We start from the raw sequence: 12,969 nt of genomic DNA, 5'->3' as shown, positions 1-12,969 counted from the left end.
AGATTGCTTAAAAGTAAGCAATCTTTGTATTTTATCATTAAAATATTTATTAACGTGGTTGTACTCGTCCGTCTTTTCTATCCTGTGATCTACCAATAGTATATCCTGTAGCACCTCCTACAACACCACCTATGACAGCACCAAGGCCTCTGTTTTTCTTAGCCACTATCGCTCCGACAGCTGCTCCACCTACGGTACCAATAACAGTTCCTTTGGCAGCCTTACTCCATCCTTTTTTCTGTGTGGTTCCCTGTGAAGTACCACTTCCGTTATCTGCATAGCTTCCGTTGCTGCCTGAACCAGAGTTTGAGCTTCTGTCTCTATATACTGTTCGTGTTTCTCTGATCACCTGTGGTTTTGAATTATTTTCAGCAGCAGCTCTTGATTTTTTGCTTTCTGATATACTGTCTGCTTTTTTCTGGGCTTCGTACACCATTTTTTCTTTTTCAATAGCCAGTTTTTGTTTTTCTATTTCAAGTTGTCTGGCCTGAAACTCAAGTTTCTGTGCTTCCAGCGACTTTTCTGCAACACGGTCATCTTTCTTGCAGGCCGTCATTAAAAAGACGGATAAAAAACCTGCTAATACTATCTTTCTCATAATTCAAATTTTAATACAATAAAGTCAATTGACTTTTAATTTTAGTTGTATTTTCAATTATAGAGCCAAATTTTAGTTAACGAGTGTTAAAATTAATAGTTAAAAGGAAAATGATTTTGAATAATGATGAATTTTATATTGTTAATGCAGGGTTTCAGGAATATTTGTAAATTTTATTTCATTAATAGTTTTTATTAAATTCATATAAGTTGAGTATTTTTGAATACCAAATTCGTTTTAATATGAAAAAATCAATCTTTACAGTATCAGCAGTGATTACATTGCTTACTGTTGCCACATCGTTTTCCTCCAGAGAAATAGCCCAGCCCTATAAAGGTAGTTCAGGAATAACCGGTGAAACGCCAAAAACTCAGACCTATAAGATCCGGTACGGTCTTCTCTCAAAAAACGGAACCAAAATTCTTTCTGGAAATTATGATGTAGGAAGTTTTCTTGCTGAGAATATAGCTACAGGAGAAGTGTATGATACCTATTACGGTGGCGGATTTCAATCTGTTCCACAATATTATGATGGCCTTCCTGCAGGAACCTATAATTTTTCTGCTACGCAGGGCCAGGGAGGCTGGGTAGGTTATGGAACTGTCGTTGCAACGGTTTCTGATGCCCATGTAGATGCTGATGGATATGTTACAGTGTATATTCCAATCATTTGGGAGGAATAGTCTTGTGAGCAAATAAATATTTAACTAAATTTACCCGTTCCACAGATGAAGATCTTTTAGTTTACTAAATAATTTCACCCTGTTTTGGTGTTTAATTGATCTTCAGATGCAGTTTGATTCTTATAGAAAGTATTCATTCTTCTGTTCCAGTATTGTATAGTGTTTTCTGCTTAGAAAATGTAACAATATAATGACCATTTTTGAATGATTCCACAATATTCTGTTTGGATTTTTCTAAATAGATTTTTTTCATCATTTGTGTTTTTTAGGCCTCCTTGCGGAGGCCGTTTCTTTTTATGCTTTATATGACTTAGCGAATATGATAATTGTGCAAAACATGATATTTTTATGATGCATTTTCATCTAAAGAAATGCTGTTCTCCCAGTTATAAGAAAACAGAGTATTACAGATTTTAATTATTGTCTCTTTTTGAGAAATATTTGAAAGGCTCGGAAAAATTCCTACTTAAAAGAATTAAAAATTTTATGAGTATAATCATAAAATAAAAAAAAAGAGTGGTATATCTTTGACTAAGAATTAATAGATAAAATAATTTTTATCTCTGATATAAAATTTTTTTTCATCATTTGTGTTTTTTGAGGCCTCCATTTCTGGGGGCTTTTTCTATATGATGAACATGTCTGAATTGCCCTTATGCATCAAATAGAATTCTACCGTCGAACGGACTGTCCCAAATGATTGATATTTTGTCATTTGATTTTCGTAACTGAGGCTGAATCATTTCATAGTTTCCATTTTCTGTCATTCTTTCCACGATAAGATCTGCCCCTTCACCTATTTCACTTATTGTATACTCCAACTGATATTCCCCATCTTTGATTTTTGTGAAATCTTCTTTATTAAAATTTTTTTGTGACATGACATTTAAATTTTACTGGGTTGGTTTATATAAAGAATAAAGTATGCCAATTTGTGACAAAAAATATTTTTATGGCCGATTAAGTTATTTTAATTTTTTTTATGTCATGAATGTAAATTTTATTTTATTAAAATGTAAATTACTTTTTTTTTAATACTTTTGCCAGACCGTTATATTTATCTGAAATTATTAGAAGTAATTATGAAGTGGTTTTTAAAGTATCAGTAAAATCGGTTTAAAATGCTGAATTGATTAAAATGGTGCTGCAGTAAGAAATTAACTTTTTTTCTCAAAATTGTTATTCTTGGCACGATTTTTCAATATAGAAATGTAACTCATGTTTAATTTGAGTTTTCATGGTTATTAGTTTTTATCCTCGGAATTTCCGGGGATTTTTTTTGATCTGATATGACGCTGCTCATAAACTCAGGTTGATGTATCCCTTTATCTTTGAAAAAGATAATTTTTTATCCATCATTACTTTTTGCATTATTTACCAAGCTCTTCTTTGATCAGGAAGAGCTTGTTTTTTAAATAAAGAAAAGTTACATGATAAACAAAAACCCATAAAGATTGAACAACATGTGGAAGAGTACTGTTAGAATAAAACTGTAGTTAGGAATTTGCTTGTGGTAATAAATATAAAGGTTATTTAAAATCATGCCTCCAAAAAATGTCATCACAATATAGAGCCAGTTATAATAATGCATTGATGCAAAAATAATACTCATAATGATGATGCAAAATGCTTTATTATTGAGCTTTATCCATTTGCTTAAAATCAGGTAGGGGAGATACTGAAATATAAAAGTTTCAATAAAAGGTGCAACGAATAGCGCAATAAAGTTTAATTCATTTTTTGAGATATTTTGAGACTTATTGTAATTGACATCAAAATGTAAGTAGGTGTCATTAATATAATTAAAAAAATATCCGTTTAAAACTGCTAAGACAAAAGAAATCAGAAAGAAAGTGATCAACTTTTTCATAATAATATTGTTGAAAAAAAATGGAATATTTAAAAATCGTAAAAATATAAAAACAAAAAAACCTCTAAATAACTTAGAGGTTTTTTCTGAGGTACCTAGCGGATTCGAACCGCTGTAGATGGTGTTGCAGACCACTGCCTAGCCGCTCGGCCAAAGTACCATTTTTACCATTTTTGAGGTGTGCAAATATAGTAAAATTTCTTTATGAACAAAAGTTTTTAAGCAATTTCTTTCTTTCCAAGATCCTCAATTTCGCTTTTTGCTTGAATTTCAGCCTGATAATTTTTGATGTTTATTACTCTTGTTTCACTCCATTTATAATGCCAGCCATTTTCACCTAAGAAGGAAAATGTATCAAAAGGAACAATTCTCGAAATATTGCGAACCAAATAATCATTGAAAGTAGGTTCTGTTCCATCAATACAAATGACTTTTGTTCCGGTAATATACTTGCCGATCGATCTTCCTTTGGTAAAATATTCTATCAGAAAAGTGTACATAAAGTAGATAAGAGAGGTTATCAGTATATCAAGAAACCTATTGATTTCTGACATCTTATAAATAATCTTGATCAGAAAGTCAATATTGGCTAGGTTATACAGTAAGGAAGCAGTAAAGCCCAAAGCAAGAAAAAAAACTGAGATGACAAGTCTGTCAATAAAAAAATTAGCAAATCTGGTCAGCTTTTCAGCTTTGTTTCGATCTACAACTAGTAAATATTTTCTCATGGTCGGTTGTTAGTTTTTGGTTTAGTTTTTGAGTTTAAAATTTTAGAATCCGTTCACAATCAATTTTAACGAAGCATTTGTATCAATAACGGCGGTAATTCCTGTACTGCTAAGTAGAATTTTACTGGGCTTAAGATTGAAAACTCTTCCGTTCATTTTTAATCCTTTATAATACTCTTTATTAAAAGCTTCTTCAATACTTTTCCTTGAAGTTTCCTCCAGCTCCTGAGTGGGGATACCATATTCTTCCTCAATCATTTTTACAATTTTTCCCTGGAACAGAAGGGAAGCCGTTTTCTGCAGAATATTGGTCGTTTTCAGCTTGAATTTGGTTTGTGACAAAACAATTTTCCTTTTCGTTTCGTCATATACCGGGATCCCTGAAATAATGGAAGTCCCTTTTATATAGCCATCAGTCTGCGCTTCAATAACGACTCTGTCATCAACACCGTACACTCTGATGTCGGTTACTTTTACTTTAGAATCACGCACATCAAACTCCTTATTCAGGAAAGTTTTTCTTGCCATACTACTTGCCTCAGTAAAAGGAATATTAGCAGTGGTCTGCAAAATAAATCGATCTGCAACTGCCGGTGTTGTATTAAAATTGGCAACGCTGGTCACCGGTGAAGAAGCTGCAGGTTTATTTCCTGTGAAAGTTTCCGAAAAGATATCAACACCAAGAGTAGCGTTGATCTGATTTCCATAGAACTTCAAAGGAGTGATATTAACTCCCACCGGACTTACTTTCAGCCAGGTATTATATTCCTCAGAAATATTGAAGGGCTGCAGAAAAGTATTCCAGGCCATTAAGGCATATTGTTGGAAATTCAACTGTGCAGCCATTTGCTGATCAATTGTCTTACAGAATTTTTCCTGTTGTTCTTTTAGGCTTTTTTCAACAATGGAAGTAATAGGAATCTGGATTCTTCCGTAGTCCAGAACAGGTTTTGTAACCCATCTGAAACCGTTCGGACGGGTATTCGTAGTAATGGTCCAGTTATTTTTAAAAGTAACAGTGGTATTGAAAGACATTACCGTTTCGAAGGTTGTATTCTGATAGGTATAAACTCCCAATGTACCAATTCCTTTTTCTGCCCATATTTTTAAAGGAACTTCAATCAGCAGATTCTGGCTGGTTCCACCTACAAGGCGGATAGGTCTTGTTTTCCATACTTTTACCTTGAACTGGTCATTGTTATTGTCTGTATAAGAATCATCCTGATAAACAAGATCTTTCACGGAAGCATTGATCATATTGCTAAGCTCCGAAAGAGGAATGGTCACAGGCATTGTAATACTGGATTTTATCTTCGGAAAGTTATAGGCTGCCAGCTGATTATCAACGGTGGTCTGGCCAAAAACGCTGATTCCTGCTGCTAAAAATAATATTGTAACGAATTTCAATTTGAATGTTTTTTTATCAACGAAAATATGAATTTTAATTTTCCGGCTTAAAGCTTTTTTCAAGCTCAATGCTGGCGCCTTTCATTTCTCCCTGCATTGGAGGAGCTGTTTTGGTGATTTTTAATTTAATATAATCAATCTGTGGAAAGCTGTTGTGAATTTTTGTAATCATTCTCCCGGCAACATGTTCCAGTAATCTGGATTTTATTTTCATCTCACCATGAAGAATATCATTGATGTCTGCATAGCTTATTGTGTCATGCAAATCATCAGATTCTGCAGCTTTCCACAGATCGGTATGAAGTTCTACGTTCAGAATATAATAGGTACCGATGATATTTTCTTCGGGAAGTACACCGTGGTAGGCATATATTCTTACATCTTCAAGATATATTTTGCTCATTGCTTAGATTTTATGAAGCAAAAATCGTCTTAATTCTTCAAAATCTGAATTTATTTCTACAGTTTTTTTATCCTTTTCCATAAGTTCTTTCAAAGGTTCAGGAATTTCAATCTGCGTATGAATGGCTTTTTCCACCGCATCAGGGAATTTTACAGGATGTGCAGTCCCCAGAATAAATCCTTTCTGTTCAGGATTTTCTTGCAGATATTGTTCCATTGCGGCTAATGCAACAGCGCTGTGAGGCTCCAGAACATATCCGTATTTCTCATAAACTTCCGAGATAGTATTCATCGTTTGCTCATCATCAATGGAATAAGCTGAAATTTTATTTTTTACCAATTCAAACTGATTCCCAAAAAGCTCCAGAATTCTTACAAAATTACTTGGGTTTCCCACATCCATAGCATTGGATAGAGTGGTAATGGCTTTTTGTGGCTGGTAATTCTGAGTTTTAAAATAATCAGGAACTACCTGGTTGGCATTACAGGCGGCAATAAAATGGCTGACAGGCAAACCTCTGACATGAGCCAGAAGCCCGGCACAGATATTTCCGAAATTTCCGCTGGGTACACAGATTACAGGTTGTTCCTTATGCTCCTGTATCCATTGTTTTAAAGCGATTAAATAATAAATCTGCTGAGGAAGCCATCTTGCAACGTTGATAGAATTGGCAGAGGTCAAAAATAACTGACTATTGATTTCTTCATCTGAAAAAGCCTGTTTAACAAGATTCTGACAATCATCAAAACTTCCATTGACTTCCAGCGCTGAAATATTTTCGCCTAATGCGGTCAATTGTTTTTCCTGCACAGGACTGACTCTGTTTTTAGGATACAGAATGACTACATTAATTTGCGGAATTTTATAAAATCCATGGGCAACAGCTCCTCCCGTATCTCCTGAAGTTGCCACCAGAACAGTGACTTTTTTATTCCGGTCTTTCAAAAAATAGGAAAGGCAGCGGCTCATGAATCTGGCTCCGATATCTTTAAAAGCCAGGGTGGGACCATGAAATAATTCCAATATAGAGATTTGTTCATTGATCTTAACCAAAGGAATATCAAAACTGACTGTTTCAGCAACAATTTCCTTTAAGATTTCAGAAGGAATTTCATCACCCACAAAATCTTTCATACACTGGTACGCAATTTCTTCATTGGAATACTGATGAAGATTTTGAATAAATTCCTGGTCAAATTGCGGAATGTTTTCCGGAAAAAACAATCCTTTTTCTTTTCCCTGCCCTTTTATTGTTGCTTCTCTGAAATCAATTTTTTCCAGATGGTCTTTTAGATTATAATATTTCATTTCTGTTTTTTAAGATTAATTTTCTTCAACGATCTGAATTCCTGTCGGATTTATTTTTGAAACATAGACAAAACTTTCTATTTCAATTTCATTATACACTAACTCCATCATGTGAGCAATTTTTTCTGCAGTTTCTTTTTGTTCAGATAACATAAAAATAGATGGTCCTGAACCGGAAATTCCTCCTCCCAAAGCTCCTATCTGTAAGCTTTTTTCTTTGATTTCGTCAAACTTCGGAATCAGAATACTGCGGACAGGTTCTATAATGACGTCGTTAAGACTTCTTCCAATTAACGGGAAATCATTTTTCTCAATTCCAGCTACCAGCCCTGCGATATTTCCCCATTGCTCCACAGCGCTTTTCAAACTGATGTTTTTCTTTAAAATCTGTCTGGCATCCGAAGTTTTAACTTCTACCTGCGGATGTACTGCTGTTACAAACAAATCCGGGCTGTTCAGCGGAATAATATCAATCGGATCAGTAGATTTTACCAGTGTAATCCCACCATAGATGCATGGCGCGATATTGTCTGCATGGCGTACTCCCGAAGCCAGTTCTTCTCCAAACATGGCAAAATGAACCATTTCTTCTTTTGACAATTTGTTTCCTAATAATATATTGGCTCCGAAGGCGGCTCCGGCGGCACTTGCCGCACTGGAGCCGAGCCCGCTTCCAGGCTTTATATGTTTATGAATAATCACTTCAAAACCATTTTTCAGATTAAAATGTTCCTGAATTTTCAACAAGACGATGCCTGCAACATTTTTGGACGGTTCTTCAGGCAGCCCGAAAGAGTCTGTATGTTGTATAATAATATCAGGAGTTTCCAATAATCTGAATTCCATTTCATCATAAGGATCATGAACTGCCATTCCTAAAATATCGAATCCGCAAACCAGGTTGGCAACAGTGGCAGGTACTTTTAATTTTACTTTTTTCATATTTGTATTTTTAAATAGAACGGATAATATCTGCAAAAACTCCACTCGCTGTTACATCCGCTCCGGCACCGGCTCCTTTTACCACCAAAGGCTGTTCGGAATATCTCAGCGTTTTAAAAATGACAATATTGTCTTTGCCATACAGATGAAACAGATCGCTGTCCGGAGCAATATGCTGTAAACCTACTCTGGCTTTTCCGTCTTCAAATTCTGCTACGTATTTTAATATTTTGCCTTCGTCTTTAGCATTGTTTAATAAGTTTTTAAAATGGTCTTCATATACTGTGAGTTTCTCATAAAAGTTTTCAACGCTTCCTTCCATGCATTCTTCAGGCAGAAAACCTATATTTTCAATGTCTTCAAACTGAAGCAGATATCCTGCCTCTCTGGCCAGAATTAAAATTTTTCTTGCTACATCTGTTCCCGAAAGATCAAGCCTTGGATCCGGCTCTGTGTATCCTTCCTTCTGAGCCTGGGCTACCACTTCGGAAAAAGTCCTGTTTCCGTCATACTCATTAAATACAAAATTCAATGTTCCACTCAGTACAGCTTTAATGGATTGAATCTGGTCTCCGCTTTTAATGAGGTCGTTGATAGTTCCTATTACCGGAAGCCCTGCCCCTACATTGGTTTCAAAATAAAAACTGCAGTTGTGGTTTCTGGCGGTATTTTTTAAGGTTTTATACTTTTTAAAATCAGAAGAAGCTGCAATTTTATTACAGGCAACAATATCCACACTTCTTTTTAATAAGCTTTCATACACTTCAGGAACCTCAGGACTTGCAGTTACATCAACGAAAACAGAATTTCTAAGGTTTCTGTGGATAATTTCATCAGCAAATTCCCTGGCAGAGGCTTTTTCACCCTGCTGATTCCAGTTAAAATAATTTTCCTGTGATATTCCCTGATCTGAAAACATCATATGCCGGCTGTTGGAGATTCCTGCAATTCTCAGGTTGATCAGAAAGTTTTCTTTTAGATAATCATTTTGGTCATAAATCTGCTGGATCAGTTTTGAACCTACATTTCCTGTTCCACAGATGTAAAGATGAATTTGTTTTATTTCAGATTCGAAAAAATCTTCGTGAAGTACATTTACCGCTTTTTTACTGTCTTTTTCTGAAATCACAATACTGATATTTCTTTCCGAAGACCCTTGTGCTATGGCTCTAATATTAACTCCGTTATTTCCCAGACATCCGAACATTTTTGCACTTACACCGCTTCTGCTTTTCATACTTTCTCCAACCAGAGCTACAATAGAAAGTCCGGTCTCAATTTTCACCGCGTACACTCTTTTCAGATTAATATCATCCGCAAAAGAAGAGTTGATTGCATGCTCGGCACATAAAGCTTCTTTTTCTTCAATCGCAATAGTGATGGAATGCTCTGAAGAACTTTGTGTTATAAGGATTACATTGATCTTTTCATGGCTTAAACACTGAAATAATTTAGCTGAAATTCCGGGTATTCCTACCATTCCGCTGCCTTCCAGTGTAAGCAGGGCAATACTGTTCATATTGGAGATTCCTACTGCAATCTGTTTTTCATCTTCTGAAGATTGTAGTTGATGAGAAATCAGAGTTCCCTCTGCATCGGGATCAAAAGTATTTTTGATAAGCAGGTTTATATTTTTTACCATGACAGGCTGAATGGAAGGCGGGTAGAGCACTTTAGCCCCAAAATGTGACAGTTCCATCGCTTCATGATAAGATATTTCTGAAATAGGTTTAGCATTGGAGACCAGACGGGGATCAGCAGTCATCATTCCGCTTACATCGGTCCAGATCTGGAGTTCTTCTGCATCAATAGCCGCTGCAATAATAGATGCGGTGTAATCTGATCCGCCTCTCCCTAATGTGGTGGCGTTATTTTTCTCGTCCTTCGCTATAAAACCTGGTCCTACGATAATGGGGTTCTGATTATCATTCAGAAAACGGGCAATATTATGATCGGTGGATTTAAAATCTACTTTTGCATGGGTAAAATTACTGTCTGTTCTGATCAGTTCTGCAGAGTTCATCCAGACGCAGTCTAATCCTTCATGTTGTAATCTTGCAGCTATAATTTTTGAGGAAAGGAATTCTCCGTAAGAAGCAATTTTATCTTTAATTCTATCTGTCAATTCACCAAGAACAGCAATTCCATTGCAGAGATCTTCGATATCGTTGAAATGTTTTTTTACAAAACTCAGCCATGAGCTTTGTTCTGTGATTGGGAAAAGTTCTTTCACCAGACTGATATGTTTTTCTTCAAGGTTCTGAACGGCCTGACTGTAATTTTCATCTTTTACAGAAGCCTGTTCTGCTGCTTTGATCAATTGATCTGTAACTCCGTGAAGAGCTGATACAATAACAACAACTTTACTTTTTAAAGATTCTCTTTTTACGATTTTTTCCATCAGTAAGATATTCTGAGAATGGGCGACTGATGTTCCGCCGAATTTTAAAACTTTCATCAATTATTTTTTTGAAGTTGGATAAAAAGAAGTGGTTACTCTTTGAAAAAAAGAGTACGGGTACCGGGAATAATATGTGAAAATCTACCCCGTTATGGGGTAATTGTTGTAGTGGCAAATGTAGAAACAGAAGATACGCCTGAAATAAGTGACTTCAGAGCAGAAATATCAGATATGTTTCTTAAAAAATTCATTGTAACGGAACAAATGTACAAATTATTTTGAAACAGACAAGTTTTTAACATAATAAAATATATTTCCTTTTTATGAGATATATTTTGGTGTAATTGATTAAAAATGTTACATTTATGATATTAACTAATAACGAAATAACTATGAAAAATTTAAAGAAATTAAACCGTTTGAATCTGAAGTCAATCAGTGGAGGAAATGTGAATAACTGTTTTGAGAATTGTCCTGCCGGCCCATACGGACCAGGCGAGCCAAGGTCATGTGCCGATTATCATGCTTTACCGGAATGCTGTAAAGGAAGAGTTCTGGTAAGCTTTGAATGCTTCGGACCTTACTGATTCAAATGATCAATTTATTGTTACAGAATACCAAAATTATTACCATATGAAAACAATTAAAAAATTATCAAGAGAAGACAAGAAGAACATCAAAGGTGGTTTCACTGATATTCAGATTGAAGCCTGTGGAGGCGAGCAGTTTGTTTGTTTCCGCGGAGGCGGGAATTGGGGATGCTGGCTGAAGCCGGGAGGAACCTGCTATGCACCAATGCTTTAGTATTGAATAGACTAAACTCAATTTAAAAATTAAAATACTATGAAAAATTCAAAAAAATTAAACAGAGAAAGCTTAAGATCTATTATCGGAGGTACAGGAGACAGCTGTGCAGTTGACCTCGATTGCGGACCAAAAGGGTGTGCAGTATGCACAGATCTTAAAGGGCGTAAAGTTTGTCTTTATCTTTTCCCTTATGATCCGTCAATTCCGGGAAGTTGTCTTATTTCAGAATCTTAAAACGTATTAAAAATTAAAACAACTATGAAAAATTTAAAGAAATTAAACAGAAAAGAACTTGAAAAATTAAATGGGGCAGCTGGTCCGTCCAGATGTGCAGGGTGTCCTCAGAATGCTACGTTCGGAGATGGACCAGAATATCAGTATCCATGTTCTGCTTATCAGGGACTGCCTGATTATTGTAAGATGTGTGTTCTGGTAAGTATGGAATGCGTAGACGGAGGTGTCTCTTAACACAAGATCTGTTTCAGAACAATAAAAAAGCACTGTAAAAACAGTGCTTTATTTTTTTAACAGTTATCCGGAATATACATTCCTCTGGGTACGCAGATCAATTCTCCATTGCATCCTGCTCCGCAGGTTTCATGTATTTCGCAGTTTAAGTTACATATGTTACTTCCTCCGTTTACATTTTTAAGACTTCTTCTGTCTAATTTTTTTAGATTTTTCATATTTATTATTAGTTTAAGTTTTAAATATAATAAATATTCGTGATAAAAAAATTATTTTATGCTTTTGGAAAGATCAAGCATCGCTTCAATAGGCTTTAATGCTTTTAATCTTAATTCTTCGTCGATAAGAATTTCCGGAAGTTCATATTTCATACATAGATACAATTTTTCCATTGTATTACGCTTCATATAAAAACATTCTGAACAGTTACAGCTTTCGTCGAAAACCAATGCAGGAATCAGTTCTTTGTGAGGTGCACGTTTTTTCATTTCGTGAAGAATTCCTTCTTCTGTAGCGATGATGAATTTCTGGCAGTCATCTTTTTCTACATAATTTAAAAGAGCAGAAGTAGAGCCGATGAAATGAGCTAATTTCAATACCGCTTCTTCGCTTTCAGGGTGTGCAATCAGTTTTGCATCCGGGTTGTCTGCCAATTGCTGGGCAATTCTTTCCATTGAAAATGCTTCGTGTACCACACAGCTTCCATCCCAAAGGATCATATCGCGGCCTGTTTTCTTAGAAAGGTATCTTCCCAGGTTTTTGTCGGGTGCAAAAATGATCGGTCTGTCTTTCGGAAGTGCTTCAATCACTGTTTCAGCGTTTGAACTTGTAACGATAATATCACTTTCAGCTTTAGTTTCAGCATTACAGTTGATGTAAGTAGCAATTAAAGCATTCGGGTGCTGCTCTCGCATTTTTCTCAGTCCTTCTCCTGAACATCCATCTGCCAGAGAGCATCCGGCCATGGTATCAGGAAGAACTACTTTTTTAGTTGGATTCAGAATTTTAGCGGCTTCTGCCATGAAATGTACTCCACAGAATACAATCATGTCAGCATTGGTATCTTTAGCCTGTCTTGCCAACTGTAAAGAATCTCCAAGGAAATCTGCGATGTCCTGAATTTCTCCGGGCTGGTAATAATGGGCAAGAATAACCGCATTTTTTTCTTCTTTCAGTTTGAGAATGGCCTTCACCAATTCTTCACCCTGAGGAATAGCAATATCTTTTATATCCAGAAATCCTCTGACAGGAATTGCAGATTTAGCTTTTTCTAATGTTTCGGTACTCATATCCACCTCAATTTTTTATGATCAGAAGCTAGAGGTTAGAAATTAGAAGTTAGATTTTGAGTGTA

General features: G+C 35.6%; 17 protein-coding genes and 1 tRNA gene. 6 read left to right on the top strand and 12 right to left on the bottom strand.

Annotation, left to right across the window (positions count from 1 at the left end; all coding sequences use genetic code 11):
- Positions 1-49 precede the first annotated feature (49 nt).
- The gene (locus JNG87_RS01365) at positions 50-598 is read right to left on the bottom strand and encodes a glycine zipper domain-containing protein (RefSeq protein ID WP_110008078.1); all 549 of its coding nucleotides are present in this window, start codon (positions 596-598) and stop codon (positions 50-52) included.
- A 242-nt stretch (positions 599-840) separates the two neighbouring features.
- Between JNG87_RS01365 and JNG87_RS01360 the strand changes: the two genes are divergently transcribed.
- The gene (locus tag JNG87_RS01360) at positions 841-1,281 is read left to right on the top strand and encodes a hypothetical protein (protein WP_110008077.1); all 441 of its coding nucleotides are present in this window, start codon (positions 841-843) and stop codon (positions 1,279-1,281) included.
- Positions 1,282-1,934: 653 nt separating this feature from the next.
- Here the strand turns inward: JNG87_RS01360 and JNG87_RS01355 are convergent.
- The 9 genes from JNG87_RS01355 to thrA all read right to left on the bottom strand — a co-directional run bounded on the left by JNG87_RS01355 (position 1,935) and on the right by thrA (position 10,397).
- On the bottom strand, positions 1,935-2,162 hold the full coding sequence (locus JNG87_RS01355; RefSeq protein WP_202841274.1) for a glutathione synthase: 228 nt from the start codon (positions 2,160-2,162) through the stop codon (positions 1,935-1,937).
- A 545-nt stretch (positions 2,163-2,707) separates the two neighbouring features.
- Positions 2,708-3,151 carry a CPBP family intramembrane glutamic endopeptidase gene (locus JNG87_RS21760; RefSeq protein WP_202841272.1) on the bottom strand — a complete coding sequence of 148 codons (444 nt, stop codon included), beginning with the start codon at positions 3,149-3,151 and terminating at the stop codon, positions 2,708-2,710.
- Positions 3,152-3,240: 89 nt separating this feature from the next.
- Positions 3,241-3,311 (bottom strand) — tRNA-Cys (locus tag JNG87_RS01345).
- Positions 3,312-3,369: 58 nt separating this feature from the next.
- On the bottom strand, positions 3,370-3,879 hold the full coding sequence (locus JNG87_RS01340) for an RDD family protein (protein ID WP_202841270.1): 510 nt from the start codon (positions 3,877-3,879) through the stop codon (positions 3,370-3,372).
- Positions 3,880-3,921: 42 nt separating this feature from the next.
- Positions 3,922-5,286, bottom strand: coding sequence for a DUF4403 family protein (locus tag JNG87_RS01335; RefSeq protein ID WP_202841268.1), 1,365 nt, complete (start codon positions 5,284-5,286; stop codon positions 3,922-3,924).
- A 34-nt stretch (positions 5,287-5,320) separates the two neighbouring features.
- Positions 5,321-5,689, bottom strand: coding sequence for a dihydroneopterin aldolase (folB, locus tag JNG87_RS01330; protein ID WP_110008073.1), 369 nt, complete (start codon positions 5,687-5,689; stop codon positions 5,321-5,323).
- 3 nt (positions 5,690-5,692) lie between these two features.
- On the bottom strand, positions 5,693-6,997 hold the full coding sequence (gene thrC / locus JNG87_RS01325; protein WP_202841266.1) for a threonine synthase: 1,305 nt from the start codon (positions 6,995-6,997) through the stop codon (positions 5,693-5,695).
- Positions 6,998-7,012: 15 nt separating this feature from the next.
- On the bottom strand, positions 7,013-7,939 hold the full coding sequence (locus JNG87_RS01320; protein WP_202841265.1) for a homoserine kinase: 927 nt from the start codon (positions 7,937-7,939) through the stop codon (positions 7,013-7,015).
- A 10-nt stretch (positions 7,940-7,949) separates the two neighbouring features.
- Complete coding sequence (thrA, locus tag JNG87_RS01315; protein ID WP_202841263.1) at positions 7,950-10,397, bottom strand: bifunctional aspartate kinase/homoserine dehydrogenase I; 2,448 nt, start codon at positions 10,395-10,397, stop codon at positions 7,950-7,952.
- Positions 10,398-10,439: 42 nt separating this feature from the next.
- On the opposite strand from thrA, the gene JNG87_RS01310 reads away from it, so the two are divergent.
- The 5 genes from JNG87_RS01310 (at position 10,440) to JNG87_RS01290 (ending at position 11,615) form a co-directional block, all read left to right on the top strand.
- Positions 10,440-10,622: a hypothetical protein gene (locus JNG87_RS01310; protein WP_202841261.1), complete on the top strand. Its 183-nt coding sequence runs from the start codon at positions 10,440-10,442 to the stop codon at positions 10,620-10,622.
- Between the two features lie 110 nt (positions 10,623-10,732).
- On the top strand, positions 10,733-10,927 hold the full coding sequence (locus JNG87_RS01305; RefSeq protein ID WP_110008068.1) for a bacteriocin-like protein: 195 nt from the start codon (positions 10,733-10,735) through the stop codon (positions 10,925-10,927).
- Between the two features lie 46 nt (positions 10,928-10,973).
- Entirely contained in the window at positions 10,974-11,144 is a 171-nt protein-coding gene (locus JNG87_RS01300) for a bacteriocin-like protein (RefSeq protein WP_157885797.1), read from the top strand.
- A 39-nt stretch (positions 11,145-11,183) separates the two neighbouring features.
- Positions 11,184-11,381 carry a bacteriocin-like protein gene (locus JNG87_RS01295; RefSeq protein WP_202841259.1) on the top strand — a complete coding sequence of 66 codons (198 nt, stop codon included), beginning with the start codon at positions 11,184-11,186 and terminating at the stop codon, positions 11,379-11,381.
- A gap of 24 nt (positions 11,382-11,405) precedes the next feature.
- Positions 11,406-11,615, top strand: a complete 210-nt coding sequence (locus JNG87_RS01290) for a bacteriocin-like protein (protein ID WP_110008066.1) — start codon at positions 11,406-11,408, stop codon at positions 11,613-11,615.
- Between the two features lie 56 nt (positions 11,616-11,671).
- On the opposite strand, the gene JNG87_RS01285 is transcribed toward JNG87_RS01290, so the two are convergent.
- Positions 11,672-11,833 (bottom strand): bacteriocin-like protein, encoded by a 162-nt coding sequence (locus tag JNG87_RS01285; protein WP_157885796.1) that lies wholly within the window; start codon positions 11,831-11,833, stop codon positions 11,672-11,674.
- 51 nt (positions 11,834-11,884) lie between these two features.
- On the bottom strand, positions 11,885-12,904 hold the full coding sequence (gene nadA / locus JNG87_RS01280) for a quinolinate synthase NadA (protein ID WP_002976710.1): 1,020 nt from the start codon (positions 12,902-12,904) through the stop codon (positions 11,885-11,887).
- Positions 12,905-12,969: the final 65 nt, after the last annotated feature.

Origin of the sequence: Chryseobacterium cucumeris (genome assembly GCF_016775705.1) — a bacterium.
Classification (GTDB): domain Bacteria; phylum Bacteroidota; class Bacteroidia; order Flavobacteriales; family Weeksellaceae; genus Chryseobacterium; species Chryseobacterium cupriresistens.
The sequence above is the reverse complement of the archived record's forward strand: the minus strand, read 5'-3'. Positions and strand labels throughout refer to the sequence as shown.

Excerpts from the sequence above, each read along its gene's own strand:
- thrC (WP_202841266.1), bottom strand. The coding sequence starts at position 6,997 with ATGAAATATTATAATCTAAAAGACCATCTGGAAAAAATTGATTTCAGA.
- folB (WP_110008073.1), bottom strand. The coding sequence starts at position 5,689 with ATGAGCAAAATATATCTTGAAGATGTAAGAATATATGCCTACCACGGT.
- JNG87_RS01290 (WP_110008066.1), top strand. The coding sequence starts at position 11,406 with ATGAAAAATTTAAAGAAATTAAACAGAAAAGAACTTGAAAAATTAAAT.
- nadA (WP_002976710.1), bottom strand. The coding sequence starts at position 12,904 with ATGAGTACCGAAACATTAGAAAAAGCTAAATCTGCAATTCCTGTCAGA.
- JNG87_RS01340 (WP_202841270.1), bottom strand. The coding sequence starts at position 3,879 with ATGAGAAAATATTTACTAGTTGTAGATCGAAACAAAGCTGAAAAGCTG.
- JNG87_RS01320 (WP_202841265.1), bottom strand. The coding sequence starts at position 7,939 with ATGAAAAAAGTAAAATTAAAAGTACCTGCCACTGTTGCCAACCTGGTT.
- JNG87_RS01300 (WP_157885797.1), top strand. The coding sequence starts at position 10,974 with ATGAAAACAATTAAAAAATTATCAAGAGAAGACAAGAAGAACATCAAA.
- JNG87_RS01360 (WP_110008077.1), top strand. The coding sequence starts at position 841 with ATGAAAAAATCAATCTTTACAGTATCAGCAGTGATTACATTGCTTACT.
- thrA (WP_202841263.1), bottom strand. The coding sequence starts at position 10,397 with ATGAAAGTTTTAAAATTCGGCGGAACATCAGTCGCCCATTCTCAGAAT.
- JNG87_RS21760 (WP_202841272.1), bottom strand. The coding sequence starts at position 3,151 with ATGAAAAAGTTGATCACTTTCTTTCTGATTTCTTTTGTCTTAGCAGTT.
- JNG87_RS01305 (WP_110008068.1), top strand. The coding sequence starts at position 10,733 with ATGAAAAATTTAAAGAAATTAAACCGTTTGAATCTGAAGTCAATCAGT.
- JNG87_RS01295 (WP_202841259.1), top strand. The coding sequence starts at position 11,184 with ATGAAAAATTCAAAAAAATTAAACAGAGAAAGCTTAAGATCTATTATC.
- JNG87_RS01285 (WP_157885796.1), bottom strand. The coding sequence starts at position 11,833 with ATGAAAAATCTAAAAAAATTAGACAGAAGAAGTCTTAAAAATGTAAAC.
- JNG87_RS01355 (WP_202841274.1), bottom strand. The coding sequence starts at position 2,162 with ATGTCACAAAAAAATTTTAATAAAGAAGATTTCACAAAAATCAAAGAT.
- JNG87_RS01365 (WP_110008078.1), bottom strand. The coding sequence starts at position 598 with ATGAGAAAGATAGTATTAGCAGGTTTTTTATCCGTCTTTTTAATGACG.